Below are 25,934 nucleotides of genomic sequence, written 5' to 3' on the forward strand. Positions count from 1 at the left end.
GACTAAATGAGCAAAGTTAATCATGCTAAACATATGATGCAACTGGGAGACTACAAGTTCTCAGTAAGCACCGCAGCGTTTAATAAGCTCCAGTACGATTCTCAATATCGCTGGGAAGCCCACAAATCTCAGACTGATAAGGATTCTCCGCCGATGCAATTTATTGGCGTAGGAGAGCAAACCTTAAACATTGAAGGGGTGATCTTCCCGCAAATTGTGGATAACGGCTTGAAGCAGTTAGACATGATGAGAGATGAAGCCGCCAAAGGGGAGCCGATGACGCTTGGCTATGTTGAAGAAAGTGGGAAATCTAGTCCAAGCGTAGGGCGCGTGATGGGTAAGTGGGTCATCAAGCGGATAAGTGAAACGCGGACCTTATTTTTTAATGATGGGATCCCACGAGAAATTCAATTTTCAATGGAGCTCAGCCGCTATTAAGCGCGCTGGGTGCTAAGGAGTCGTTATGAGCAAAGGGGTAACTTATATTACGCGAGATGGCGATTGTCTCGATCTCATCTGTTTTAAGCACTATGGCCGCAGTAGTGGCATGGTAGAAAAGGTGCTAGAAGCCAATCATGGCTTGGCAGAGCTTGGGCCAATTTATTCGGAGCAGATCAGTATTTTTCTTCCCGAAATCGCAAAACCTACTGCGTCTAAAGTGATCAATATTTGGGATTAATATGGACTTACAACCGCATTATTCTATTAAAGCAAATGGCAATGAGGTATCAAAAACACTGAAGAACCGCTTGGCTGAGCTTAGTGTTACAACACGCACGGGACTGGCGAGTGATACCTGCTATGTACGATTTGACAATTTGGCTGACGCGCCCATTGCCTTACCCGCACCAACGGATCAACTAGAAATTGCGATGGGATATAAAGAAGGCACCAAAGATCAGAGTGCTCCTTCAACCAAATTAGGTATTTTCGAAGTAGGTGCTTATGAGTTGACAGGCCCCAATCGCTCGTTGACGTTTTATGGTAATAAAGTACTTTGGGATCAAGATTTTAAGGCGTTAAAAATACGCTCTTGGCCAGAGCGGGGGAAGGATGAGCCGCTGATGCTGGACAAACTTATTCAAGACATTGCTGGTGAGTATGGGCTACAGGCAAAAATAGGCGATGCTTTTCAGGGCCGAGAAATACCGCACATTGAGCAAAGTGAAAGCGATATGCAATTGCTAAGCAAGCTTGCTGTGCAGTTTGATGCAATCATGAAGATTGCGGATGACAAGCTTATCTTTATGGCTAAAGGCACCGGAAAGTCGTTGACTGGCAAATCTTTACCTAGCGTGACGGTAAGTAAAAAGCAGCTGGTTTCATGGCAGCTTAATGCTAATCACAACAAGTTAGTTAAAGGGGTGCAGGCGTATTTTTACGATAAAGCATTAGCGCAAAAAACATTGGTAAGTGTCGGTGGCGGTTCGCCAAACACCACACTCTCTTACGTTTACCCTAACGAGGCGGAAGCACAAACCGCGGCGACGGCCATGTTACAGCGTTTAAATCGAGCGCATACCAGTGTGCAGCTTTGTGTGGTTGGCGACCCTAATTTATTAGCAGGTGGCGTGATAACTATCGAAGAGGTTGATGATAACCTCAATGGTGACTGGTTTGTCTGTGAGGTCAAACATGTAATTAATCACGCCGGCTTTAAAAGCTATCTAGTATGCGAAGCATTAGGTTAAGTTAAATCCCACACTTTTTATATTAGGCGTCAGCGATTATCGCGTTGAGCGCTTCCTTCCTTAATTTTTCCTTTCTCCCTGTGTCCCGCACAGGGTGTACTTCTATCTCATCCATCATAGGTGAGATATACCCTTTCTCCATGTGGGCCATCCTCATTTTGAGGCTCTGGCCTCTTTCCTACCTGTAATTTGATGTAATGGTGTAAGTCAGAAATAGCTTCTACACTGCAGTAATGCTTCATGAATTGAACCACTGCAAAAAGGATTACAACATGTCACATCACTGCAATCAAAATCCCATTGTTTCAGCTGCGATATACCCACCCATTGGAGTAATGCGGGTTGGTAATAGCCCAGATGAATTTTTTATTGGTCCTGAGGTCGATACCGCCATTCCAAGAGATATGAATTACTATCGCGATAGCACGGGGGCGTTGAAGCGCCAAGCTGCGCGTTTTCGTATTTATGGATTGGACGCTGAGGGCAACATCGTTAAAGAACTCACTTGCGACGACGGTGCTTCTATCATTTGGCATGCTCGCTTGGCTAATCAAAAAGCATCTTGGTATGAGTTTCAATTAGCGTTGGATATTCCAGAGGCGGCTGAAGCCGAGCCGAGTTTACTACGCAACCTCAATGTAAACGACCGTAACAGCTTGCTCATTGATGGTGGGGCGCAGCAGATCAGTGGTATGGCTTCAGGGTGTGGTTGTAGTCGCTTTGAAGGATGCTTTGCCGGTAAAAAAGTGTATTTAGGCGAAATGCGTACCGATGATAAGGGCCGCTTACTGATGCTTGGTGGGCACGGGGTGTCAGAAAACCCTCAAGGCCACGAGGCGATCACGTTCGGTAATAATGAAGGTTGGTACGATGATACTTCGGACGGCCCTATAACTGCTGAGGTGAAATATCAAGGCAAAGCACTAGATGTGAAATCTGCATGGGTTATTTGTGCGCCACCAGATTACGCGCCAATGCAAAAATCTCCGCGAACCATGTGGGATTTAATGCGTCAGGTTGCAGTTGACGCCAAGATGCTACCTGCACCTAAGGGTAAGCCTTCCTTTAGTAAAGACATTCTGCCAATTTTCCAAAGGTTAACCGATTTACAATGGGTTAATGCGGGATTTGCCGCAGGGTTTGGCTGGAATAGCCCCTTTGATTTTACTTCAGAGACTTGGATCAGCCGTTTAAATGACAACTCACGCACATGGCAAGAAGCAAGACGTAATCTCTTTAATAACTTTCGACAGATAGAAAAAGTCACCACAGCGGATGAAAAACATAGTTGGAATCCTAAATTTGCCGCTACCGCACCGCAGTTGTGGCCTTGGTTGTACGGCGATGCGATGAGCGTAGATGCCGATGACTCGCCAAGGCAGTTTGTCACCCTGACAGACATTCAGTTGAATATGTTACAGCAATGGTCGAATGGCGAATTTGATTCTGATTACGACCCTTGCTATCGCCCCCCAACCAGTATTGACGAAATTCCTGTTGCTGAGCAACCAGAGATGTTAACTAAAGCGGCGATGGAGTTCTGTTTAGCGGATGCTTTCCACCCTGGATGTGAAATGACTTGGCCAATGCGTACCGCGGGCATGTATAGCGAGGCTTTCCGTCTTAAACATTCAGAAGATACTGCACCGACCCACGGCACCAATTATGGCGTGGAAATGACATCAGAAATCGCGCTGCATTCGAGCGGCCCATTAAAAACGGGGCAGGTTGCTGGTGGCATTACACGTTGGATGGCCATTCCTTGGCAAACAGACACCGCGAGTTGTCGCGATGGCTACAATGAAGCGTACGACCCTTATTTACCGACCTTTTGGCCTGCACGAGTGCCAAATAATATGCTTAGCGAGCAAAACTATCACCGAGTAGTCGATGAAACAAAGCCATTTGCAGAGCGACAAGCAGCATTTAATGACCGGGAGCTGTGGCTAAACGATTTGCCGATAGGCCCTTCAACCAACTATATCGAGCAGATCAACAGTATGATCACTGGGTTTGGTCAATTGGCGGTGGTATTACCGAAGACAGAAAAAGGCGTAACTGGTTTTCCAACCACCATGCAAGTAGGGTTAACACCAGTCAAAGCGGAAAAACTGCTGGCTGCGGATAATAACGAAAGCATGCGAGATTGTCGTCCTGACTTGTCACAAACCGACAAAGCACACCGCCGGAATCGCAAATAATAAGGGCTAATATGGCTGAAAGGAAATCGGATATTGTCATTTTAGGTGCAGGCATTGCAGGATGCATTGCTGCACTTGCTTTGCATCCCCACTATCAGGTGATAGTAGTCGATAAGCTCGCTACAGCTAAAGACAAAGTGGGCGAGTGTTTACCGCCAGCGGCGTCTAGAATTCTCAAAAAGCTTAACCTGTTGCACTTATTACAAAGCCCGGAACATCTCACTTGTCACGGTATGATTTCGTTTTGGGGCAGTGAATCGCCTACCATAGTGGATAACGTTAAAAACCCCGATGGTTTGGGGTGGCACATTCATCGGCAGCATTTTGAACAGCAGCTTCGTGATCAATTAGTGCTTCGTGGTATCCCTTTGTTATCCTCTACAAAGCTCACTGATGTGGTGCAAACACAATCAGGGTGGCAAGTTAGGGTTGAAGGCTGCGACACTGACATGTCTATCACGACAACACTGCTTATTGATGCCACCGGTCGCGCCTGTCATCTGGCGAGGCGACTCGGTGCAAAACTACAACAGTTTGATAAGCAAATGGCACTGTGGCTTACCGCAGAGGTTGCCACGACGAAACAGTTTGCGGTGATAAGCGATGAAGAAAATGGCTGGTGGTATAGTGCGCCGAGCGCGGCATGCTCTTCACTCGACCCTAATATGCAGCCTCGGGTGTTTTCTTGGCAGGCTTGCGCTGATGCGATCAAAAAGTGCAACATCACCAACGCTCGAGATTTTTTAGCCAAAGTAAAGCAGGTGAGGGGATTTAACACCTTAGTGGACTTGGTGAATATAGAAACAGCACACCTGCACCCAATGGTAAGTGCAAATTCGGCCCGTTTGGATAGTTGTGCAGCAAAAGGCTGGTATGCGGTGGGTGATGCGAGCATGAGTTTTGATCCGCTCTCTTCGCAAGGCATGTTGCATGCCATGACTAGCAGCATGCAACTTGCGGATATGCTGCTGTTGCACGGCATGGATTACAAACATGGCGCAAAACTATATCAGTCGCAAATGGATAGAGTGTGGATGCGCTACCTTGAGCATCGACAGCACTTTTACGAGGGGTCAAAGTTAGTCGGTTAACACGTATTATTGCTTTGTTTTGATGCTGAAAAAGTAGCAGGTAACGATAATTGAGCTACTGTTTAAAGGTATATAAATAAGCCGCGTTTGGTTTAAGGAAGCTATATGCCTATCCAGCAAGATAACATTGAAGAAACCTTGTTTTTCAGCCAGTTACTAAAGCAAACCTCAGCAATAGAATTATTAAAACAAGTACTTATGCATTCTCATCATGCGGTGGTTGTCACCGATGCAGATAGGGAAAATGGCTATCGCATCGTCTACGCCAATAAAAAGTTTTGTACGCATACGGGTTATGAGCTCGCAGAACTTGTTGGCAATTCCCCTGCGATTTTACAAGGGCCTAAAAGTAATAAAAGCGTTATTGCTAAGCTAAGTGATGCCCTTGAGCGCAACGGCTTTTTCTATGGCTCCTCTATTAACTATCGTAAAGATGGCAGTATGTATCCGGTAGAGTGGAATATTTCCGCTATTCGTAATGAACAAGGAGAGGTGACGCATTATATTTCGATGCAAAAAGACTTAACTAATCTGCGTCGACTCGCAGAACAAATCCAAGAGTCGACAGAAGTCTTTAAGAAGTTTTACTTTAAAATCTCACATAATCAGGCATTTGTTGGGCCTGAAGCTCGACGCCAAAGAGATCGAGGAAAGATTGCGCCAGAGGCAATAGAGTTGTTTGATGAAACCCTCGAAGAGCTCAAGAAAAATGAAAAATTACTCAACGGTAATTTACGCTCAGAAGCCGCCAATGATCTATTCGATGATGCTTTTTTCGATATGGGCCCAGACGACCTCGGAGCATTTTCAAGTAAATTGCAAAAAGAGGCGGAATCTGCCAGCGAATTTTGGCTTGAGTGTCCGATAGAAGGCGATGATGTTGCATGTTTACTTGAAGCCGTAGAAGAGGTAGATGCCGAAGTTGGCCTTATTCAAGCCAACGGATATTCACAGCAACGTATTGAACTAATTGTAAAATTGTACAAAGAATTGGCTAATAGCTTGTATTTTTGTGTTGAGTTTAATGATGGCGCGTTATTAATTGATGAGGTTGCAGAATGTTTAACGGCGCATTTGCACGATAAAGATATTCCCGTTGAGATGCTGGTGATGTTTAACAAAGATTTATTTGTTTGGATTAAAGAAGTGTTTGAATCGAAAGAATGCGACAACATCTATAGTGGTGAAACCAATACCATTGCCGCTGGCCGTCAGTTGATTGCGATGCTTAAAATGTCTGAATAAATGTCGCCTAGAGGTGGCGGTGAACACTCACCTATTCGCTGCCGCCAGTGGAAGCTGAATATGAGCAATTGCGCCTTGCGAATCCTTACGATTGGTTAAGCTCAGTTTTCCGTTATGCTGTTCAACGATATTTTTAGCTAAGATGAGGCCAATCCCTTTACCCGCTGCTTTAGTGGTGTAAAAAGGTACAAATAGGTTGTCAGCGTTCTTTATGCCATGCCCTTCATCGAGTACTTCAATACCTGCGAATTTATGATTGTGATACGCTTTGACGTAAACAGCATTGCGCTCACCGCCAGCTTCCAAGGCATTTTTAATCAGGTTTACAAGTGCCTGCTCAAGTAAGCTTTGATCAATTTGCAGCGTAAAGTCCTGTTCAAAGGTTAATCTCACGCGATTGTCAAAAAGCCCTACGAGCGGTGTTAGTAAGTCATTTATGGATATCGCTTCTATATGAAGTTGATGCTGTTTTGCAACGCTTGCATAGCGATTAACAAATGACATCAGGCCATCGCTGCGCTGCACAATCACGCCAAGCGCTTGTTCAAAATCGGCTTGATTTTCTTGCGTGGTGGGAATTTCTATCAAGGTTTGAGCAAGTGACTTAATCGGCGAGAGAGAATTATGAATCTCGTGGCTGAGTACTCTGATCATTTTTTGCCAAGCGTCGCGCTGAGCTTGACTGACAACCGCTTGCACATCGGTTAGGATCACCAAGTGCGCCTGCATGCCTGCAATGGTAAGTTCGCTATAGCGAAGTTGCCACTCATCACCTAAGGTGGGGTGGTTAAAGTGCCAATGACCACTATGATACTCAAGGCTAAACTTATGCGCTTTTAATAAACGCTGGCTTTGCCATGGTTTGCCAATCCAATTTGAGAAGGCTTCATTGGCATGCACCAGTGCAGTATTGTTATCGAAAATCGCGATGGGGCTGGGCAGTTGTTCAATGAGTCTGAACAGTAATATGGCTTGGTGGTCTCGCTCTGATTTGAATGATTGCAGCTGCTGACATAATTGTTGTGTTTCTTGCTGCAAACTGTGAAGAATGCCTGAGCTGTCAGAGGTGTAAAAGCGCTGCCCATACTCTTCGTTTTTGATCGCCTCTATGGTGGTTGAGAGGTGATAAAAAGGTTGTATCAGGCGCTGTTTAAAATGATACAACAGCAATGCGAGCGGACAAAGGACAAGGATAAAGTAGGTGATAACACTGAGTGTTGACGCCTCAAGGATGACCATAAAAAAAGCGCTGAGCACGGTGAACAGAAGCCAAATTACCAGGCAAAAAATCTCGATAGTCTGTTCAAAGTTAGGCTTTTTCATAGGCAAGCTCATCGCGTTTTGATATCAAACTTATCAAGGCGACGGTATAGGGCACTTTTACTGATCCCAAGTAAAACCGCAGCATCTTCCACATTATCATGGCATTGGCACAGCGCCATTTTAATCAACTTTTGCTCGGCTTGATCTAGCGTCATCATTTCGGGCTCACTCTGCTCTGTGGTTGCCACAGATTTTAAAGAAAGCGCGCTTTCTTCAATTTCAGTGCCATCACACAGCAAAATCGCACGTTCCATCATATGACTAAGTTCACGGATATTACCCGGGAATGCGTAACTTTGTAGTCTTGTTTTTGCTGCACGAGACAAAGGTTTTACGTCTAATTCATAGGCCGTTGCGTGCTTTTGAATAAAAAAGTCGGCCAGTGGAACTATCTCAGTGCGACGCAAGCGCAGTGGTGGGATCTCAAACTCCATTGTATTTAGTCTGAAATACAGGTCACTACGAAATTGACTTGCTTGTTGTTGCGACTCTAAATCTGCATTAGTTGCGCTAATGATTCTACAGCTTGCATGCTGCGTTTTGCTCGAGCCAACAGCTTCATATTCCCCTGTTTCTAATACTCGTAGTAGCTTCGCTTGTTGAGGCTCTGTAAGTGTGCCTACCTCATCCAAAAACAAAGTCCCTTGCTCAGCCATTGAGAAACGACCTTGTCTATCCTGTTTAGCGTCAGTAAACGCACCTTTCACATGGCCAAACATTTCGCTTTCAAACAGTGACTCTGGAATGGCCGCCATATTGGTGCTCACAAAGTTGCCTGTGATGTTACTTTGCTGGTGGATGTAGCTGGCAATCTGTGATTTTCCCGTACCATTTTCTCCTCTAAGCAATATATTCGCTTTGGTTTTGGCAATGCGATCAAGTTGGCTTTTTAGCGCTTGCATCGTAGGGCTTAACCAGAGTAATGCATCAGCTGGTTCTGCATTTGGCGCTATTTTAGCTGTAGTTTGTTGGGGGGAAGCAGGTTGTTGTTTTGCAGCGATTTGCTTTAGCCCTAAATGCTTTTTCACCATCAATACTACAGCGTGATTGTCCCAAGGCTTGGCAAAAAAGTCTTTGGCGCCGCGCTGCATGGCTTCGACGGCGAGTTCGACGCTAGACCAAGCAGTCATCGCAATAAAGGTTGCACTACTTTGGCTTGCATACTGACTCAAAAAAGAGAGACCTTCATCGCCGGATGTTGTATCGAACTCATAGTTCATGTCTAGCAGTACAATATCAATGTCGTGCGCATTGAGCTGCTTAGCGGCACAATCGAGACTACTACTTTGGAAAATGGTAAAACCGTGGTTTTTTAGCAAAAACTGTAAGCTAAGGCGGATATCGGCCTTGTCATCAACGATTAAAATTGAACCTTGCATAGTGTGTTGTAGGCAAAGGGAGTTTACACGCCACGCTTTGCCTACTCATTCCTGTTGTTATTATTAACTTATTCGTTTCTTAGCGCTTTAATGGGATCTTGCCTTATCACCCTTTGCACAGGTAAATAGCTTGCGATGAGCGCAATCAGCAGCATGATAGGGATTGTCACGATAACAGCGAACCAGCTCACGGAAATAGCAGTTGTGCTTATCTTTGTCAGTATCCCATATCCGATTGCAACGGTTAATGCACTCACTCCAAGGCCAATCATTACCGGTGTTAGACTCTGCTTGAGCACTTGTGCTATCAGTTTGTGTGTATGTGCGCCCAACGACAAGTGAATGCCAAGCTCATAGCGACGCATTTGTACACTGTAGTTGAGCACGCCGTAGATCCCAGCGCCAGCTAGACTTAAGGTAAGGGCTAATAGGGCGACAGTCAACATTGCTTGCAGCCAAGTTTGTCTTAACCGTTGGGTTAGCATGTCATCAACAGGCTCAAAAAAGGCAAAGTTTAAACTCGGATGAATGGCCTTGAGAACATGAGTTAATTGGACTTTTGACAGTTCTGCATTCCCCTTGATAATAAAAGATGTGCTGCCTTCTGTGACAGGCAAGTAATAGCGCTCTAAGGTATAGCCTCGGTTGCCCGTAGGCACGTAAATATCACTCACAACCCCAACCACTTTTCTTGGCACCTCTCTGTCAGCATAGAGGGTTTGACCGATAGGGTTTTCATCTTTGTACAAACGCTTAGCGAGTGAGGCTGAGAGAATTATTTCATTGTTGTCTGAGCCTGAGGCCATGATTGGTGTAAACCGGCTTCCTTGCTCAAGTGGCAGTGAAAGCGCAGTGAAACCGTCTTCGTCGTAAAAGGACAAACTGACGATACCGATCAGCGCGATATTTTGATCATACAAATAGTTTTGCCATCCCATTTGTAGTGGTGAAGTGTAACTTGCTGATACCGATGCGATGCTCGCTTGATTGGCTAAAAGCTGTTTGATTTGTTTGCCAAGCTCAAAGTTATCGATTTCTGTGGCACTACCATCGATACGAACATAGTACAAATGCTCAGTATCAAACCCTGTGGGATGAGTCATTTGCGCGTATGCGGGAACTAATTTGTTGGCCGCTAGAAAGAGTAAAATACTGGCAAAGCATACTTGTAATGCCACCAACACTTGACGAGTACGCTTGGAAATTTGCGCGCCAGTGCCTTTACCGCTGCTGTGTAGCGCATCTGTCAGGGCATGATAGTTTACTTGTTTGCTGGTAAACCAGGCGATGAGTAGCGCTATTATCAGACTCAGTGCACAAGCAACCACTATGGTTGGCCAGTCCAGAGTTAAGCCTTGCATGCGACTAAATAAATAGCTCAAGTCGTTTGCTAACCAAACATTCAACCACTCGGCAAGCAATAATCCGAGTATAGTGGCTGCGCCCACTAACAGGATGCTTTCGCAAAACATACTGACAAAAATGTGAGTAGGCTTTGCCCCCAGTGCCGCTTGAATTGCCATGGTGCGCTGCTTTTGCGCAGCCCTTGAGAGAAATAAATTAACCACATTGGTCAGGGCAATGAGCACCAAAACCGTTGCTGAGAACAACAAGGTAATGGCGAGTTCATCACTTCGTGCAACGATTTTGTCACGCAGTGGTGTAAACTGAGCGCCAATTCGCGTGTTAGGCGCTACGTTTTCACGGGATTGGTAAAGCGTGTTAATCTGTTCGCCCAGCGCATGATTCATCTGCTCTATGTTTACACCCGCTTTCAGTCGAGCGATACCGTTAAACTGGCTACTGATGTTATTCCAGTGCGAGGTGGTGGTGACAGGCTCCGGAAAGCTACTAAAGCCGCTAACGGGAAAGCCACCAAAGATCTCAGGCACTTCAAACGCTTCTCCCGTTACTCCGATAATTTGATAGCGCTCACGATCTATGGAGGTGTAGCTACCAACGATATCTGGATCGGCATTAAAGTGCGTTATCCAAGACTGGTAACTCAGGACTAAAACTTTTTGTTCATCGCTGACGCCTTCGTCTTGCTTTAGCGCGCGACCAAGATGCAGTGGCGTACCTAGCAACTCAAAGAATTCGGGAGTCACTCGAATAATGTCTACCGTGGGCATATCCTTAATGTCCATAAAACGAGATGATACGAAATGCATCATCGTCATTTTGTCGATAAATTGCTTATCTTGATATAGCTGAAACTGGGTGGAGAGCAGTTGGAATCCATATTGGGTTTCTCCATTAATGGTTTCGCTTTGATCGGTCACCCACAGCTTATCTGCATCAGGGTAGGGAAGCGGTTGCGTGATCAGTCTATGGTTGATATTAATCACTACCGTTAGCGCTGCTAAGGTTAATGCTAGGGTGACAAGTACGGTAAGACTAAATCCCGGAAGCTTCCTAAGATTTGACAGTGCGAGCTTACATTCCTCTTTTATCATCCCACCATCTCCAAATTCATTTCATCCACCATCACCCCATCTAACAAGAACAGTTTACGTTTTGCCATGTCTGCATACCTAGGGTCGTGGGTAACCATACACATGGTTGTGCCTTGGGTGTTTAGGTCGCTCAGCATGTTCATTACCGCATCGCCATTTTTTGAGTCCAAGTTTCCTGTAGGTTCGTCAATAAGCAGAATATCTGGCTGATTGGCGAGTGCACGGGCGATGGCGATACGTTGCTGCTGTCCGCCTGACAGTTGATTGGGCTTATGTTCTGCTCTGTGGGTCATTTGTACTAACTCCAAGCAAGTCATTACCCGTTCTTTTAACGCAGTACTTGAAAGAGCGGTGCTACTGTACTTGATAGGTAAGGCGATATTGTCAAAGACGTTCAATTCATCAATGAGATTAAATGACTGAAACACAAAACCGATATGTTTATTTCTTAGTGTGGCTCTTTGGTTGACGTCAAGGTTACTGACATCGTTACCCGCAATTGTGTAGGTGCCGGTGCTTGGGCTGTCTAATAAACCAAGAATACTTAGAAGTGTTGATTTGCCGCAGCCTGATGGGCCTGAAATTGACAGATATTCGCCCTGCGCCACATTGAGGTTTACGCCACGCAGTGCCAGTGTTTCCATTCCGCCGAGGACAAACTTTTTAGTGATGTTTTTAAGTTCAATAACGTGTTTATTATTCATTGTTCTTCCTTTGGTTTGTTATTTGCTCAAAGTCACTATGGGTGTGTCGGCATAAGATGCCATATCCGACAAAATAAACTGCTGATTTGTCGAAGCGCCACTGAGCAGCTGAATATGCTGTGACGTTTCTGCGCCATAGTGTACTTGAATTGCATGGGCTTGTTGTTTTTCTTTATCAACAAGATATAAGGTTGCTTGGCTATAAGGTTTTGCACCGACGGGTTTGTCGATGAACAGTGCGGAACTCAATTTGTCGATAGAGACTTTTCCCTCAATATTTAGCTCGGGGCGAGCACTCGCGGGCAGACTTTTAGGCAGTGTCACCTCAACTTCAATATTGCCATTTTGTACCATTGGATTAATGCGCGACACTTGGCCTTCAATTAAGTCGTTACGGGTATTGATGCTCACATGCTGAGCCAGCTTTATTTGCTGGGCATAGGCTTGTGGGATCTGCAATTGCGCATATAAATCTGTGGTGCTACCAACTAACACCAATTGAGTGCCAAGAGAGACACTTTGTCCAAGTTCCACATGAAGTTGCTGCAATACTCCTTTGATCCCAGCCCGTACAGTGAGCTTATTCACCCTATCTTGCACCAATAAAAATGCTTCATTACTGGCATCAATATTTGACTGCGCAAGCTGCAGGTTGGCTTTGTGTAAGGTCTGCAATTGTGATATTCGCTGTTGTTCAATATTAATGCGACGTTTCAGCTGGCGATGGGTAAGTACCGCGCGTTGGTAGTCGAGTTTAGAAACAACCCCATCTTCAACCAACTCTCCTTGAGCGGTAACCTCCAGCTCAGCACTTTCTAACTCAGATCTCAGAACTTCCAAATCCGCCTGATGAGACAGCAGTTCTCGTTGTTGATTGATATCGAGCTGTAGATATTGGTCTTGCGATTGCGCCAAACTGCGTTTGGCATCTTTTAAAGATTGGGCCAAATTTGCATCTTGTAACCTTATGATGATGCTGTCGGGGTTAACTTGTGCACCTGGGCGCAGCAAAATTTCTTCAACAGTGGCATCGCTTGCGGCACTTATCAAACGCGGCGTTCTCGATTTAAGCTGACCATATCCAGATACACTGACCTCTAAATCCCCTTGCTGGACCTCCGCAATCCATGTTTTTGCCATAGGCAAAGATGCCTGCGCTGAGGGTTGTAATAGCAGCCATATAATAACTACGGCGAAAATAGTTCCGCCAACGGCCCACAACCAGTTAACCTTGTTGCGTTTTTTATGTTCGACTTGTATATCCATGTTGATATCTCTGGTGGAATGAAGGTTGTTATTACTCAGTAGATAACAAGTCACATGCCAAAATTTAATTCACTGAAATTATTGGATTTTTTACTTTCTCTGTTTGCAGGGAAGGAGTGCTTTTTGCGGTTTCGAAAATAAAAATTGTGGATTTGGGAAGCTCGATTGTATTTGCAAGTGCGCAGAAGAAAATAGGCTCATCAATAGAGCCTATGAATTGCAGCGTTATTATTTGTTAAAACACACGTTCTGGGTTGGTTGGTACGTCTTGCTGTTTTAGGGTCCATTTCGCTATGTCTATTTTGCGCATAAACTTAACCTTTGGATGCGATTTCGCGTAACGAATAAAGTCGTCAAGTGCTTTTACGCGAGCAGGGCTGCCTGCGAGCCTGTCGTGTGCGCTGATAGACATCATCCGGCGCTGGGATTTTCCTTCTTCATAAAGCACATCAAACTCGTCTTTTAACTCTTGCAAATAGGCTTTTGCTGTCATTGCGGAGCTGCCGCCATAGCGTACGATATCGTTATTTCTAAAGGTATAAGGCACCACCACGAAGGGTTTGCCATTGACCGGGGTAAACGAAGGCTCGTCCCGAGATAAGTCATCAATATGATAGATAAATCCAAGGGACTGCAAAATAGTTAAAGTTTGCTCAGAGTGGCGCATCCAAAATGCATTAAAGCCTTGTGGTCTTTGCCCGGTGATCTTTTCAAGCACATCTGCACTGTGAATATAAGATGCACGTTCCTCTTCGGGTGTCATCGAGTATTGTGGTGTCCAGTTTTGTCCATGACCTGAAATTTCATGCCCTTTTTCTGCCACCATTTTGGCAAGTTTAGGGTTAAGCTCTGCAGCTTTTCCTACCATGTGGGACGTCACTTTGATGTTGTGCTTATCCCAAAGCTTAAGTAATCGAGGGATCCCTTCATTCATGCCATACTGATACCAAGTAGGAGCGACGGTGTCGGGATAGCCCGCTTCTTGCTGAGGAAATGGCCCAGGATCGCTTGGGTCTTGCGCGGTTGCTTCAAACTGCATGGAGATAGAGATCACCAATTGAGCATCATCAGGCCAGTAATGGCCAGGCTCTATTTCAGCGCCGTGGGCTGTGCCTGCAAGCAGGGCGGTTGCTGTTAGTAGTGCTCGAATACTTGTGGTCAACGTGGTACGCATGGTTATTCTCCTGCGGCTCTTGGGCCTGCATACACAGAAAGTGTTGCCTGCGCTAAGCTATGCTGGTGGATAAAAAATCCAGTAAGTGGTGCCGTTGCACCAGCTTGCACGGGGAGTGTATCTACGTCTAGCGCATGCACGGTAAAGGTGTATTTATGTTTGCGGCCAATAGGCGGGCACGGGCCAAAGTACCCAGGCTTTCCTAAATCCGTATTACCTTCAATGGCTTGGCTTGGTAAAGTTTCTGCAAGCCTAGTCGTGTCTTTGGGCAAGTTATACACTTGCCAGTGCCAAAATCCGCTGCCGCTTGGCGCGTCTTGATCGTAAAATGTCACCGCAAAGCTCTTGGTTTGTTTAGGTGCATTTGACCAAACTAAGGTTGGTCGTGTGCTGTTTCCCTCGCAGCCAAATTGATCCCAGTATTGAAATGGCCGAATAGATTTTTCGGCAACAAGATCTGGGCTTTCTAGTGTAAACTCAGGTGCTGAAATTGCATTGGTTGCACCGAGTAATGCCATGGAGGCTAGGGATAAGTTCAGTAATAATGGCTTCATATTGCACCTTTTGCTCTTAATTGTTGAAAATCTGCATAGTCGGTGTAGCCCTGCTCGCTACCACCAAACAAAGGCGCATCAGGGTTGATTGGACTCAAAGGTAATTGATGAGTCAGACGGTATACGAGATCTGGGTTGGAGATAAACTTGCGACCAAAAGCCACAAAGTCAACTAGACCTTGTTCAATAAGGGCTTCGGCTTGCTCTGGTTCGTAATTTCCCGCCACAATAATGGCGCCGTGAAATTTTCTTCTTAGTGCTTGCCTAAAACTCTCCGTCACGACCGGCGCATCATCCCAGTCCGCTTCTGCTAAGTGCACATAGGCAATGCCTAAGCGGTTAAAGTGCTCCGCGGCGAGCAAAATAGTATCAATGGCTTCTTCGTCTTGCATGCCACGTTGGGTAATAAAAGGCGCTAATCGGATCCCTACTTTTTCAGGCCCAATTGCTTGGCTAATCGCAGTGATAACTTCAACCGCAAAGCGAATTCGGTTTTCCTTCGAGCCACCATATTGATCATGACGTTGATTAGAGCTGCGGCGTAAAAACTGGTCGATTAAGTAGCCATTACCAGAGTGGATCTCGACGCCATTAAACCCCGCCATCATGGCATTCTCAGCCGCATGGACATAATCTTCGACTATGCTCTGTATTTCTTGGGTTGCCAGTGCGCGTGGTGTTGGGCAATCGACCATTTCACCCACTCCTTTTTCATTGACCACCCACACTTGTGCGTCGGGCGCCAGTGCTGAGGGGGCGACGGGTTGGCCATCTTCATGAAAAGTGGAGTGAGACATACGACCGACATGCCAAAGCTGACAGAAAATACGGCCACCTTTTTGCTGCACTGCATGGGTGATTTCCTTCCATCCAGCAACCTGCGAAGCGGTATAAATTCCGGGAGTAAATGAATATCCTTTGCCCTGACAAGAAATTTGTGTGGCTTCACTGATGATAAGCCCTGCCGAAGCGCGTTGGGCGTAGTACTTTGCCATCAACTGATTTGGAATATCTCCCGGTTGTGTTGTTCTAGAGCGGGTCATTGGTGCCATCAAAATGCGGTTTGGTAAGATTAAATTACCGAGTTTTTTCTGCGTAAATAACAATGGATCAGACATAGTATTCTCCTAATTATTGGACAAGTGAGTTGATGTGGCGTGGGAACAGCACTTCAATTTTTAGAGATTCAGGTGCAAAGATAAAAACCTGATGCTCATTGCTTATAGGGACATCTCGTTCCACGTAGCGAACGCCAAAATGCTCTAGTCGGGCGATTAACCCGGGGTAATCGTCACCACGAAATGCAATATGATCTATGTTGCTAGTACTCATGCTTGTGTTTTGCACAGAACCAAGGTATTCAGCCTGTGCTTGGGTATGTGGTGATTGTTCAACCAGATGAATGAAAGGTTGTTGTTGGTCGCCATAGAACCACTTTCCTGGAAATGGAAAAGGTGGACGTAAGCCTTCTTTAAGCCTAAGCACCTGCTCAAAAAAGGTCGCCATTTTTGCCATGTCATGTGCTCTAAACAAAAAGTGATCTAACTGCATGGTGTGTTACCTCCATTGGTGTTAGCGATTTATGCGTTGAGAACAGTCTATTTGTTTATTAATATTTGATAATTGGCTTTTATATAAAATTACTTTTCATAAAAGGTGAATAATGAAAAGCAAAGCAGACGATATGGCGCTTTTTGTTCAAGTGGTGCGTTCTGATGGCTTAGCTGCGGCAGGGCGAGTATTAGGGCTTTCTCCAGCGAGCATGACCGCACGGCTCAATGCACTTGAAGCGCACTATAAAACCCGTTTACTGACTCGAAATACCAGAAGTATCAAACTGACCGAAGCGGGAGAGCGGTTTTATCAGGGCTGTGTGCGAGTTATTGAGGAGGTTGCGGCGGCGGAGGCACTACTGCAAGATGCCGATCCTGATTTGAGAGGCACACTCAAAATTGCAGCAAGCTCTGACTTTGGCCGTCAGTACGTGGTTCCCGCCGTTGCGGAGTTTGCCACGCAGCATCCACAGGTGGTGGTTAACTTAAGCCTAGGGGAGGGCTTAGTCAAATTAGTTGAGTCTGGCACTGATATCGCCATTCGTTATGGTAATTTAAATGATAGCAGCTTGATATCTCGGCCTCTGTTAAACAACCGCAGAATGCTGGTAGCAGCTCCAAACTATCTCGAACAGTATGGTACACCAAATTGCTATCAAGCATTACAGCAACATCGCTGTTTAGTACTGAAAAGAGCTGGACAGGCGCTAAACGATTGGTATTTTATCGACAGAGACACGCAAGCAACCATCATTGAAACCGTGCCTACCTGTTTAGTGAGTTCAGATGGAGAAGTATTGCGGAACTGGGCCATTCAAGGGCTTGGGATCACCATCAAGTCGTGGCTGGATGTTCACAAAGATATTAAAGCGGGGCGATTGGTGGAGTTGTTGCCAACTCAAACATTGGGATTTAGTCCAACGGACTCAGATAAAGTCGCGCTGCAAGCTATTTATCCATCTAGGCAGTTTCAACCTCGCCAAGTCAAAGCGTTTCTAACCTTTTTTAGCGAGTATTTACAACAAATGCATGATTGATTTTATTTCAATGAAGTCTAACGAATTAGCAGTGCGTAAGTGATAAAGATATGCATAATAAACGCTCATATTTAAACTAACTAAAGAGGTTCAAGGATGGCAATTGGCAATATTAAACACGTAATTTTTGACGTCGGTAACGTATTTGTGAGGTGGTCACCGGAGGAGATAGTTCGGCTTACCTTTGGCAACCAATGCGACGTTGAGAGTCTAGCTAAGCAGCTGTTCCACAGTGAGATTTGGTTTGCGATTAATCGAGGCGAACTGACTGAAGCAGACACCAAGCACGCTTTTATGCAAACCTGTCACTTAACCTCTGAGCAAGCTGATGAACTGTTCTTTTATATCAAAGAATCGCTGATCCCACTTTATGGCACGCTTTCACTGATGCAGCGCCTAAAGGCGGCTGGATATAGTGCTTATGCCCTGACCGATAATGTGCACGAGATTGTGAGCCACCTAAAAGCGCGTCATACTTTCTGGCAACACTTTGACGGAGAAATCGTTTCTGCTGAGCTTGGCTGCATGAAGCCCGGCAAAGCTATTTTTACTCATTTACTGGAGCGCTATCAACTGGTGGCAGATGACTGTGTTTTTCTTGATGATGTCTTAGCGAATGTTGAAGGTGCAAAGCAGGTCGGATTGCATGGCATTCAGTTCTTTAATGCGGCGCAAGCTGAGCGCGAGTTACGTGAGCTAGGATTAGTGTTTTAAGCAGATCGAGACTCCAAAATAGGCCCAAGTACGGGCCTAAAAAGAATTAATCACACATATACTGTCTATTTGTGAAAGCGCAGTCGTGATCACCGTAACAAGAGATAGCACCTGTACGGCAATCGTGGCGGTTAGTCGGTACACAGTCCAAATCAGTCAAACGGTTTATACCACCACCAATTTGGGGGGTTGCTTGTGGTGCAATAGCTTGAGCATTGTTTAAGTTTTTAAGCGGCTTTTTATTCAGTTTAATTTTCATTTTTCATTTCCTTTGGGTGGTAAGAAAGCGTATTAACAGCGAAGAGAGCCACAGTTAAAGCAAGAACCAAATGCTTTCGTGTTGCATAACTCGGTTATTTCTCTGTCACAACCCGCGGTTAAATAACCTCCCGCGATGTTTGGTGTTTGGGCTTTTTCCAAGCCTGCAGTATGGTTCAGTTGTTTTATCTTTCTTTTTGTTAGTGTTAATTTCATCTTATTTTCCTTATTGCGAAAGCGTGAATTGTCGTACAAAAAACAAACTATATTATTGACTGTACCCAACATAAATTATTTGTCAAATATGTTTTTTAAAGGTTAAATTTATGTTTTTTCTCAATTGCCTTATTTCAACCCTGTGTAACTTCAACGTTCGACAACATGCTGCTTGTTAGCCTTGAGTGCAGTAACTATGGTGTAATGTAAATTTGCACTGTCAGTCGCCCAACGCATCGATATTGTTTGGTCTTTTTAATCATGCAACACTGCAACATGAGAATAATTAAAAAACGGGATGAAGATGCGTAAATTAACAGCCTTGGTGTGGACTTGCTCTGTTTCCTTGTGCGTGGGTGTTGCGTTTGGTAACACGGCGCAAGCTGACGAGTCACCAATATTTAGTTCTAAAGCCACAGCACAGCCAATATGGGCTGAGCATGGCATGGTATCTAGCCAAGAGGCACTTGCCAGTCAGGTTGGGGTGGAGATTTTAAAGCAAGGTGGTAATGCCGTTGATGCGGCTGTCGCAGTAGGTTTTAGTCTTGCTGTGACTTTGCCAAGGGCCGGAAATATCGGCGGTGGTGGTTTTATGCTAGTGCATCTGGCAAAAGAGAATAAAACCATCGCGATTGATTATCGCGAAATGGCACCGAGCCGTGCGCACAAAGATATCTTTATTGATGAAAATGGCGAGGTAAACCCAAAGCTAAGCCTTCAGCACGGCCTTGCCGTGGGTGTTCCCGGAACTGTTATGGGGATGGAGTTAGCACTCGAAAAATACGGCACCATGACACTTAACCAAGTTATTCAGCCTGCAATAAAATTGGCGCGAGATGGCATTAAAGTGACCTCTGATTTAGCTAATTCGCTTTCTCATAATTATATTAAAGAACGAATGCTGAGTGTGCCGGCGTCTAAGGCCGTGTTTTATAAAAAAGATGGTAGCAGCTACAAGCCAAATGAATGGCTGGTGCAAGCAGATCTTGCCCACTCTTTAGCGCTGATCGCTGAAAAAGGCAGCGCGGGCTTTTATCAGGGCGAGACAGCAAAGAAAATTGTTGCTGCGGTAGAAGCAGCTGGTGGCATTATGTCGCTGGATGATTTAAAAGGCTATAAAGCGGTAGAGCGTGAGCCGGTAAAAGGCACATACCGCGGCTACGACATCGTTTCTATGCCGCCTCCTTCATCTGGTGGTGTGCATATCATAGAGATGCTGAACATGCTGGAGCAATATCCTATTGGTGAGCTTGGGCATAATAGCGCTGCTACCGTCCATTTAATGGCTGAGGTCATGAAGCGTGCATATGCTGACCGCAGTGAATATTTGGGCGACCCCGATTTCTACGACGTACCCGTTAAAGCATTGGTGGATAAGCAATATGCAATGCAGCGTAGTAAACAAATAAACGCAGACAAAGCGACACCAAGCCGTGAGATTAAGCCCGGTAAATTATTACCTTATGAGAGTAACCAAACCACGCATTATTCCGTGGTAGATAAGTGGGGCAATGCGGTGAGTAACACTTACACGCTCAATTTTAGCTATGGCTCAGGTATTGTCGCGGCTGGCACAGGCATTCTACTTAACAACGAAATGGATGATTTCTCGGCAAAGCCCGGCACACCAAACGGTTTTGGCTTGGTTGGTGGAGAAGCTAACGCCGTTGAAGGCAAGAAGCGCCCGCTGAGCTCGATGACACCTACGATTGTAATGAAAGAGGGTAAGCCCTTTTTGGTAACGGGTAGCCCGGGTGGCTCACGTATTATCACCACCACGCTACAAATCATTATGAATGTTATTGATCATGGCTTGAACATCGCTGAAGCAACCGTGGCTCCGCGTATTCACCACCAATGGTTACCAGATGAAATTCGTATTGAACGTAGCTTAAATGTGGATACTCGACGTCTACTAGAAAACAAAGGGCACACACTTTCGGAGCAGAATGCGATGGGCTCAACCCAGTCAATCATGCTTACCGATAAAGGTCTATTTGGCTCCTCAGATCCAAGGCGTGCAGATAGCGCTGCGGTGGGGTACTAATACCAATTGAATTAATTCTCTAATCAATTTGAAGGGTGAAATAGCATATTAGCTTCGTTAAAAATTTCTCATTTAGAACAACTAAATAGCAAAATTTTTGCCTTGCTACTCAAGCTATTTCCCCGCTTCAAGATAGATCATTTACTTAATACAACTGGTATAATATCCTGATTTCCATTGAGTCTTAAGTGTAATTTAAATCGAGTAGGGGCGAGGTGCCCCTTTTCTATGCACTTTCTTTGATTAAATACTCTGGCAGTGGCCAATTCATGACGATGACTTCGCCTTGCCAAGTTTCAATCGTCAGCCAAACCCTGTCGTCTTTTGATAATGTTTTCTTTGCTAAAGCATGTACGTGTTGACCGTGTTTTGTGCCGTGAAGGATCCCGAGCTCATGCTCCATAAGCTGTGCAAGTGGCATCGCGTTGGGGCCGATATTGAGATAGCCTTGACGCATAGAATCAACATCGCCTTTATTAAATAGCAATAAGAAGTCTTTGACGTATAAGTTATCGTGGATGTATGGCGGCTTGTCGTCAAAAGGCATTGGTGTAATGCTGTACTTTCCAAGTGTTTGCTTCGCCAATGGTGCGGGAAATTCTGGATGTAATGATTGATAATAAAACCAAGCTGGCAATACCAGCAATAGGGCATTTAACCAATATTTATTGTGTTGTATAAAGTGTTTGACTGCATTCATGGCGATTTACCCTTGCTGTGCTTTTAGTTGTCTTGTCTTGCTCCGTTCCTGGCTACGCGCGCGTTTGGTCCGAAGCTGATACATGATAAATCCAGTGACAGACATCCCGGATAAAATACAGCCAAAAATAAACCAGATGACTTTGGTCCAGATCCCTCCTATGGTGCCGTAGTGCAGTGGATCTGTGATGTGCATAACCGTTTGTAAGCCTGTCATTGAATCAGGGTTTGCATGATGAACGACAGTATCATTCCAAGTGTTGTAGGCAATATTTATGCTGTAATCGTCATAGAGTACGTAGTCGTTTGCGCCACTGATTTTGAGCGTATCGCGGTTATGCTCAGGTAGCATGATGTAACTTGGGCGAAAGTCAGTGTACTGTTGTTGGATTTCACCGAGCGCTAGGTCAACACTGGTTTCCACTGCATTCGCGTTTATTGTTGAGTTGGGTATATCCGCTGCATTTAATGTTTCATGATGTTCGAGTTCAACACCAGCATGCCACAGCACCGCTTGCGTTAAATACCACAGTCCGGTGAGGCTCATTACGGTCATAAACCAAAGCGACCATACTCCGCTGAGTTTATGGATGTCAGCGGCAAGGGTGCGACCACCTTGTGATTTACGCAGCTTAAACTGAAAAAACGCTAACCAAAACTTTTTGTATACCATAAGACCTGTGATCAACGCACCCAATAGGATCAGTGACATAAACGCCACTAAATAGTAACCAACACTGTAGCCATTTTGCCATGGAAATAGCAGCCAGCCATGTAGTGAACGCATAAAGTTAATAAACGTATTGCCGTCATTTATTTCCTGAACAGCTCCTGTGTACTGGTTTACGTATGCAAGCGCATAGGGCTTGTCGACGTCGGTAAACATCACCACATAGGTCAAATAGGGCTCTCTCACATTGAGCCCCATGACATCTGCACTTGGGTGCTCATCCTTAAACGCGCGTAACACTGAGCCCGCTGACATCTCACTTACCTGACTGGGGTTATGTGCCCGAGAATCAGGGTTGGTAAGCCATGTAAGTTCATGGCTGAAAACGGAAATGGTACCTGTGATACAAATAAAGCAAAACAGTAGCCATATTGGCAGTGAAAACCAACCATGCAACTGAAACCAAAACTTGTTGCTTATTTTCTTTGCCATTGTGTGTTCCTAGTTTTTTGAATGACGGCGACAAATTAAAGCTGAGGGAGTATTTGCGCAAAAATGTAAATAAAGTATATCTTTTTAAAAGTGTAAATAGCAATTATATTCATTTGGATGTACGTTAAATGGCATGTTTTATTCGTTTAGCGGTTTATCTTACTTGTTTCGTTTATAGGAAAATCTTTTTAAATTAGTTGGTTACTGTTTTTAGGAACGTTCCTTAAATCGGGTTCGAAACAGGTTGTAATTCACCTTAATGTTATTGCTAATGGTTATCATCTGCATTATTATCGTTTCAATTTTTACAATATTAGGATGAACCCAGTGAACACTCTGCCTCTCAAAACGCTCTCATTTGCTGTTATGGCAGCGCTCGGCACGTCAGCATTACAGGTGCAAGCAGCACAGCAAGATAATGAAGAAATTGAAAAAATAGTTGTGACGGGAAAATACACCGTCAATGAAGTGATAGACACCGCAACTGGCTTAGGGTTATCTCTTCTTGAGACGCCGCAATCTGTTAGCGTTATTACTGCTGCACGGATCAAAGAGCAAAAACTCGATACATTAACCGATACCGTGTTAAATGCGATTGGGGTGTCAGCGAAAGAAATTGATAATGTTCGTAATACGTTGCAGTCTCGTGGCTTTGACATTACCAACTATCAAATTGACGGCGTTCCTTTGTCATGGAGTTTAGCGGGGGATTCAGGCGAAACCATCGCGGATGTTGCTATATACGAGCGCGTGGAGTTTGTGCGTGGTGCAACCGGGTTATTAACCGGCGCGGGCGATCCTTCAGCTTCAATTAACCTAGTACGCAAACATGCAAATAGCACCGACCTCACAGGTTTCACTAGTGTCTCTTTGGGGAGCTGGAACAATAAAGAAGTGATGGTGGACGTTGCCAATGGATTAACTAACGATGGCAGTGTGCGTGGACGAGTGGTCGCGAAGTATGAAGAAGGTGACTCGTATCAAGATCTCTTCTCTGACGAAAGTACCGTGCTTTATGGGGTATTAGAAGCGGATTTAAGCACGCATTCGACAATCCGCGTTGGTGCAAGCTATCAGCGAAACGATCCTACCAGTCCAACTTGGGGGGCACTACCTACTTTCTTTACTGATAGAAGTAAAACAGACTGGGAAGTCGAAAAAACCACGGCTGCAAATTGGACTGAGTGGCAAACTACTGGCACTAATGCTTTTGTGAACTTTAGCCATAACTTTGCGAATGGCTGGGAACTGGTCGCTAATTACAACAAGCTGAAATACGAGCAAGATACAGAGCTTTTATACCTTCATGGTCAATTAGACAAAACAACAGGCGAAGGTCTAGCGTCTTTGCCTTATAAAAGTACTGGTGAAAGTAACCAAGACAGCTTTGATATCCGGCTTCAAGGTTTTTATCAACTCGCTGGTCGTGAGCATGATTTTGTAACCGGCGCGCTTTACAGTGAGCAAAGCGCCGATACCCTCACTTTTGCTGCGCTCGATAATGCCTTTTTGCCTGTTGGCAATTTTTACGAGTGGGATGGGAATTTTCCTGAGCCGACGTGGGGCACAGAAACCTCAGTTGCTCAAGATATGGATACCGAGCAAACAGGGTTTTACGCCGCAACAAGGCTAAACCTTAGCGATGAGCTTAACGTGATAGCGGGTGGTCGGTTGTCGAGCTGGCAGCGCGAAGGCGAAAGCTATGTCATCATCACTGACTTTGGCGACAATGGCGTATTCATTCCTTACGCTGGCGCCTTATATGACATGTCGACAACGCAGCGAGTGTATGCAAGTTACACTGAAATATTCCAGCCGCAAAATGCCCAAGACCGTAATGGTGATTTCCTGGAGCCAATCAAAGGCAAATCATACGAAGTGGGGTTAAAAAGCACCTATCTAGATGATGCGCTGCAAACCACATTGGCGATTTTCCAAATCGAACAAGATAACCTAGCTCAAGATGATATAGGATACATAGTTCCAGGTTCGGCAAATACAGTCGCGCAATATGCTGCTGAAGGCACAACCAGTAAAGGCTTCGAATTTGAAGTGGTGGGTCAGTTAACTGACGGTTTTGATGTGCATTTGGGTTATTCACAATACAAAGCCGAGGATGCCAAAGGCATTGAAGTGAATACCGATAACCCAAGAAAGCAATTTAAGTTGTATGCGACTTACCAATTTGTGAAAGCTTTACCTGAGTTGACGATTGGTGGTGGCGTGAACTGGCAAGATGACACGTATTCAGTAACGGGCAACAATAGGCTAGAACAAGATGCCTATGCACTGGTTAGCTTGATGGCAAACTACGCACTGGCAGACAATATGGCGCTACAACTCAACGTAGAAAACCTCTTCGATGAAAAGTACTACAGCCAAATTGGCTTTTTTGATCAGTATCGTTATGGCGCGCCGAGAAATTACAGCTTAAGTTTCAGCTATGATTTTTAGCAGACTGTAAACTAACTAAGCGTGGCTGGTGGGCCACGCTGTTGTTCATTGTCTATTTATTGCAAGTTGTGTATGCTTGCAACACATCATTTAAAAGGAATTTATAATGAGTTTATCCCCATTACTGCTGGTCGTTGGCTTATTGGTAAATATAAGTACAGCCTCAGCCACACCCAACAATCAATATGTGATTAGCCAACTACAACCGCTGACTGGTGAACTTCCCACGATACAGAGTGACGTTGATAGGCAAGCTCTTGCGCTGCAGGTTATGGCCGAGTTAGATGAAAGTAATCGCCGACTGCGCAGCAAACGTGAAGAATGCAACAAGGTTACGACGGTTCTAAACAACTCGCAATTTAGCACGCTCAACATTGAGGTAGACTATTATCTTCCTGTACTCACTTATTTTAACTACTTAAACAAAAATCAGTGTGAATCTGCGGAGTTTAGTGATTTTTCACGAAGGTTTGCTGTCAATTATGTAATGTTAAAAGATGAAAGAAGCTTCGAAAGGTTAAAGTTAATGAGTCTAGTACCTTCTCTCAGTTACAAGGAGCTCATGGAGGCCGATGAAACATTCAATACCTTACCCCAACCCGTGAAAGAGGCTGCGCTGAAAGCTGATTTTCTAAAAAACAACTTTAATTATGTTGAAAGCTTATTGCCAGTTTTGACATTTAAGTGATTAAAGGTGTCTGTGGTGAAAT

General features: G+C 44.9%; 24 protein-coding genes. 11 read left to right on the forward strand and 13 right to left on the reverse strand.

Going from position 1 to position 25,934, the window contains the following annotated elements:
- The first annotated feature begins 6 nt into the window (after positions 1-6).
- The 6 genes from MHN30_RS02460 to MHN30_RS02485 all read left to right on the forward strand — a co-directional run bounded on the left by MHN30_RS02460 (position 7) and on the right by MHN30_RS02485 (position 6,228).
- The gene (locus MHN30_RS02460; protein ID WP_010378403.1) at positions 7-438 is read left to right on the forward strand and encodes a phage tail protein; all 432 of its coding nucleotides are present in this window, start codon (positions 7-9) and stop codon (positions 436-438) included.
- Positions 439-463: 25 nt separating this feature from the next.
- Positions 464-679 carry a tail protein X gene (locus tag MHN30_RS02465; RefSeq protein WP_128728003.1) on the forward strand — a complete coding sequence of 72 codons (216 nt, stop codon included), beginning with the start codon at positions 464-466 and terminating at the stop codon, positions 677-679.
- Position 680: 1 nt separating this feature from the next.
- Positions 681-1,691 (forward strand): contractile injection system protein, VgrG/Pvc8 family, encoded by a 1,011-nt coding sequence (locus MHN30_RS02470; RefSeq protein WP_239357770.1) that lies wholly within the window; start codon positions 681-683, stop codon positions 1,689-1,691.
- A 272-nt stretch (positions 1,692-1,963) separates the two neighbouring features.
- Entirely contained in the window at positions 1,964-3,892 is a 1,929-nt protein-coding gene (locus tag MHN30_RS02475; protein WP_239357779.1) for a LodA/GoxA family CTQ-dependent oxidase, read from the forward strand.
- Between the two features lie 11 nt (positions 3,893-3,903).
- Complete coding sequence (locus tag MHN30_RS02480) at positions 3,904-4,983, forward strand: tryptophan 7-halogenase (protein WP_239357788.1); 1,080 nt, start codon at positions 3,904-3,906, stop codon at positions 4,981-4,983.
- Between the two features lie 105 nt (positions 4,984-5,088).
- Positions 5,089-6,228, forward strand: coding sequence for a PAS domain S-box protein (locus MHN30_RS02485; RefSeq protein WP_069020233.1), 1,140 nt, complete (start codon positions 5,089-5,091; stop codon positions 6,226-6,228).
- Between the two features lie 27 nt (positions 6,229-6,255).
- Here the strand turns inward: MHN30_RS02485 and MHN30_RS02490 are convergent, their stop codons facing one another.
- The 9 genes from MHN30_RS02490 to MHN30_RS02530 form a co-directional block, all read right to left on the reverse strand.
- Positions 6,256-7,551, reverse strand: a complete 1,296-nt coding sequence (locus tag MHN30_RS02490; protein WP_239357798.1) for an ATP-binding protein — start codon at positions 7,549-7,551, stop codon at positions 6,256-6,258.
- Positions 7,552-7,559: 8 nt separating this feature from the next.
- Complete coding sequence (locus MHN30_RS02495) at positions 7,560-8,930, reverse strand: sigma-54 dependent transcriptional regulator (RefSeq protein WP_239357806.1); 1,371 nt, start codon at positions 8,928-8,930, stop codon at positions 7,560-7,562.
- Positions 8,931-8,998: 68 nt separating this feature from the next.
- Positions 8,999-11,386, reverse strand: a complete 2,388-nt coding sequence (locus MHN30_RS02500; RefSeq protein ID WP_239357816.1) for an FtsX-like permease family protein — start codon at positions 11,384-11,386, stop codon at positions 8,999-9,001.
- Positions 11,383-12,090 (reverse strand): ABC transporter ATP-binding protein, encoded by a 708-nt coding sequence (locus MHN30_RS02505; RefSeq protein WP_039491072.1) that lies wholly within the window; start codon positions 12,088-12,090, stop codon positions 11,383-11,385. Before MHN30_RS02505 ends, MHN30_RS02500 begins: the two co-directional genes overlap by 4 nt.
- Positions 12,091-12,108: 18 nt before the next feature.
- Entirely contained in the window at positions 12,109-13,356 is a 1,248-nt protein-coding gene (locus MHN30_RS02510; protein ID WP_239357825.1) for an HlyD family efflux transporter periplasmic adaptor subunit, read from the reverse strand.
- Positions 13,357-13,591: 235 nt separating this feature from the next.
- The gene (locus tag MHN30_RS02515; protein ID WP_239357843.1) at positions 13,592-14,530 is read right to left on the reverse strand and encodes a polysaccharide deacetylase family protein; all 939 of its coding nucleotides are present in this window, start codon (positions 14,528-14,530) and stop codon (positions 13,592-13,594) included.
- 2 nt (positions 14,531-14,532) lie between these two features.
- Positions 14,533-15,084, reverse strand: a complete 552-nt coding sequence (locus MHN30_RS02520; RefSeq protein WP_239357845.1) for a YbhB/YbcL family Raf kinase inhibitor-like protein — start codon at positions 15,082-15,084, stop codon at positions 14,533-14,535.
- Positions 15,081-16,202 (reverse strand): alkene reductase, encoded by a 1,122-nt coding sequence (locus tag MHN30_RS02525; protein WP_239357847.1) that lies wholly within the window; start codon positions 16,200-16,202, stop codon positions 15,081-15,083. Before MHN30_RS02525 ends, MHN30_RS02520 begins: the two co-directional genes overlap by 4 nt.
- A gap of 13 nt (positions 16,203-16,215) precedes the next feature.
- Positions 16,216-16,635 (reverse strand): lactoylglutathione lyase, encoded by a 420-nt coding sequence (locus MHN30_RS02530; protein ID WP_039491082.1) that lies wholly within the window; start codon positions 16,633-16,635, stop codon positions 16,216-16,218.
- Between the two features lie 112 nt (positions 16,636-16,747).
- On the opposite strand from MHN30_RS02530, the gene MHN30_RS02535 reads away from it, so the two are divergent.
- Both MHN30_RS02535 and MHN30_RS02540 read left to right on the forward strand, forming a co-directional pair.
- Complete coding sequence (locus MHN30_RS02535) at positions 16,748-17,674, forward strand: LysR family transcriptional regulator (RefSeq protein ID WP_239357857.1); 927 nt, start codon at positions 16,748-16,750, stop codon at positions 17,672-17,674.
- 96 nt (positions 17,675-17,770) lie between these two features.
- Positions 17,771-18,388, forward strand: coding sequence for an HAD family phosphatase (locus tag MHN30_RS02540; protein WP_130164574.1), 618 nt, complete (start codon positions 17,771-17,773; stop codon positions 18,386-18,388).
- 46 nt (positions 18,389-18,434) lie between these two features.
- Here MHN30_RS02540 and MHN30_RS02545 read toward each other — a convergent pair whose 3' ends face one another.
- Complete coding sequence (locus tag MHN30_RS02545; RefSeq protein ID WP_069022722.1) at positions 18,435-18,647, reverse strand: hypothetical protein; 213 nt, start codon at positions 18,645-18,647, stop codon at positions 18,435-18,437.
- A gap of 32 nt (positions 18,648-18,679) precedes the next feature.
- Positions 18,680-18,862: a hypothetical protein gene (locus tag MHN30_RS02550; protein WP_130164573.1), complete on the reverse strand. Its 183-nt coding sequence runs from the start codon at positions 18,860-18,862 to the stop codon at positions 18,680-18,682.
- Between the two features lie 304 nt (positions 18,863-19,166).
- On the opposite strand from MHN30_RS02550, the gene ggt reads away from it, so the two are divergent.
- Positions 19,167-20,909 (forward strand): gamma-glutamyltransferase, encoded by a 1,743-nt coding sequence (ggt, locus tag MHN30_RS02555; protein WP_239357859.1) that lies wholly within the window; start codon positions 19,167-19,169, stop codon positions 20,907-20,909.
- Positions 20,910-21,135: 226 nt separating this feature from the next.
- Here ggt and MHN30_RS02560 read toward each other — a convergent pair whose 3' ends face one another.
- Complete coding sequence (locus MHN30_RS02560; RefSeq protein WP_239357861.1) at positions 21,136-21,609, reverse strand: hypothetical protein; 474 nt, start codon at positions 21,607-21,609, stop codon at positions 21,136-21,138.
- Positions 21,610-21,615: 6 nt separating this feature from the next.
- On the reverse strand, positions 21,616-22,770 hold the full coding sequence (locus tag MHN30_RS02565) for a PepSY-associated TM helix domain-containing protein (RefSeq protein ID WP_239357863.1): 1,155 nt from the start codon (positions 22,768-22,770) through the stop codon (positions 21,616-21,618).
- 327 nt (positions 22,771-23,097) lie between these two features.
- On the opposite strand from MHN30_RS02565, the gene MHN30_RS02570 reads away from it, so the two are divergent.
- Both MHN30_RS02570 and MHN30_RS02575 read left to right on the forward strand, forming a co-directional pair.
- Positions 23,098-25,224 (forward strand): TonB-dependent siderophore receptor, encoded by a 2,127-nt coding sequence (locus MHN30_RS02570; protein WP_239357865.1) that lies wholly within the window; start codon positions 23,098-23,100, stop codon positions 25,222-25,224.
- Positions 25,225-25,330: 106 nt separating this feature from the next.
- The gene (locus tag MHN30_RS02575; protein WP_130164568.1) at positions 25,331-25,912 is read left to right on the forward strand and encodes a hypothetical protein; all 582 of its coding nucleotides are present in this window, start codon (positions 25,331-25,333) and stop codon (positions 25,910-25,912) included.
- Positions 25,913-25,934: the final 22 nt, after the last annotated feature.

This window comes from Pseudoalteromonas sp. OF7H-1 (assembly GCF_022347825.1).
Classification (GTDB): domain Bacteria; phylum Pseudomonadota; class Gammaproteobacteria; order Enterobacterales; family Alteromonadaceae; genus Pseudoalteromonas; species Pseudoalteromonas maricaloris.

Bases quoted from the DNA above. Each gene is read 5' to 3' on its own strand.
- MHN30_RS02510 (WP_239357825.1), bottom strand. From the start codon at position 13,356: ATGGATATACAAGTCGAACATAAAAAACGCAACAAGGTTAACTGGTTG.
- MHN30_RS02485 (WP_069020233.1), top strand. From the start codon at position 5,089: ATGCCTATCCAGCAAGATAACATTGAAGAAACCTTGTTTTTCAGCCAG.
- MHN30_RS02520 (WP_239357845.1), bottom strand. From the start codon at position 15,084: ATGAAGCCATTATTACTGAACTTATCCCTAGCCTCCATGGCATTACTC.
- MHN30_RS02565 (WP_239357863.1), bottom strand. From the start codon at position 22,770: ATGGCAAAGAAAATAAGCAACAAGTTTTGGTTTCAGTTGCATGGTTGG.
- MHN30_RS02525 (WP_239357847.1), bottom strand. From the start codon at position 16,202: ATGTCTGATCCATTGTTATTTACGCAGAAAAAACTCGGTAATTTAATC.
- MHN30_RS02470 (WP_239357770.1), top strand. From the start codon at position 681: ATGGACTTACAACCGCATTATTCTATTAAAGCAAATGGCAATGAGGTA.
- MHN30_RS02460 (WP_010378403.1), top strand. From the start codon at position 7: ATGAGCAAAGTTAATCATGCTAAACATATGATGCAACTGGGAGACTAC.
- MHN30_RS02480 (WP_239357788.1), top strand. From the start codon at position 3,904: ATGGCTGAAAGGAAATCGGATATTGTCATTTTAGGTGCAGGCATTGCA.
- MHN30_RS02515 (WP_239357843.1), bottom strand. From the start codon at position 14,530: ATGCGTACCACGTTGACCACAAGTATTCGAGCACTACTAACAGCAACC.
- MHN30_RS02505 (WP_039491072.1), bottom strand. From the start codon at position 12,090: ATGAATAATAAACACGTTATTGAACTTAAAAACATCACTAAAAAGTTT.
- MHN30_RS02495 (WP_239357806.1), bottom strand. From the start codon at position 8,930: ATGCAAGGTTCAATTTTAATCGTTGATGACAAGGCCGATATCCGCCTT.
- MHN30_RS02545 (WP_069022722.1), bottom strand. From the start codon at position 18,647: ATGAAAATTAAACTGAATAAAAAGCCGCTTAAAAACTTAAACAATGCT.
- MHN30_RS02490 (WP_239357798.1), bottom strand. From the start codon at position 7,551: ATGAAAAAGCCTAACTTTGAACAGACTATCGAGATTTTTTGCCTGGTA.
- ggt (WP_239357859.1), top strand. From the start codon at position 19,167: ATGCGTAAATTAACAGCCTTGGTGTGGACTTGCTCTGTTTCCTTGTGC.
- MHN30_RS02475 (WP_239357779.1), top strand. From the start codon at position 1,964: ATGTCACATCACTGCAATCAAAATCCCATTGTTTCAGCTGCGATATAC.
- MHN30_RS02530 (WP_039491082.1), bottom strand. From the start codon at position 16,635: ATGCAGTTAGATCACTTTTTGTTTAGAGCACATGACATGGCAAAAATG.
- MHN30_RS02560 (WP_239357861.1), bottom strand. From the start codon at position 21,609: ATGAATGCAGTCAAACACTTTATACAACACAATAAATATTGGTTAAAT.
- MHN30_RS02465 (WP_128728003.1), top strand. From the start codon at position 464: ATGAGCAAAGGGGTAACTTATATTACGCGAGATGGCGATTGTCTCGAT.
- MHN30_RS02575 (WP_130164568.1), top strand. From the start codon at position 25,331: ATGAGTTTATCCCCATTACTGCTGGTCGTTGGCTTATTGGTAAATATA.
- MHN30_RS02500 (WP_239357816.1), bottom strand. From the start codon at position 11,386: ATGATAAAAGAGGAATGTAAGCTCGCACTGTCAAATCTTAGGAAGCTT.
- MHN30_RS02535 (WP_239357857.1), top strand. From the start codon at position 16,748: ATGAAAAGCAAAGCAGACGATATGGCGCTTTTTGTTCAAGTGGTGCGT.
- MHN30_RS02540 (WP_130164574.1), top strand. From the start codon at position 17,771: ATGGCAATTGGCAATATTAAACACGTAATTTTTGACGTCGGTAACGTA.
- MHN30_RS02550 (WP_130164573.1), bottom strand. From the start codon at position 18,862: ATGAAATTAACACTAACAAAAAGAAAGATAAAACAACTGAACCATACT.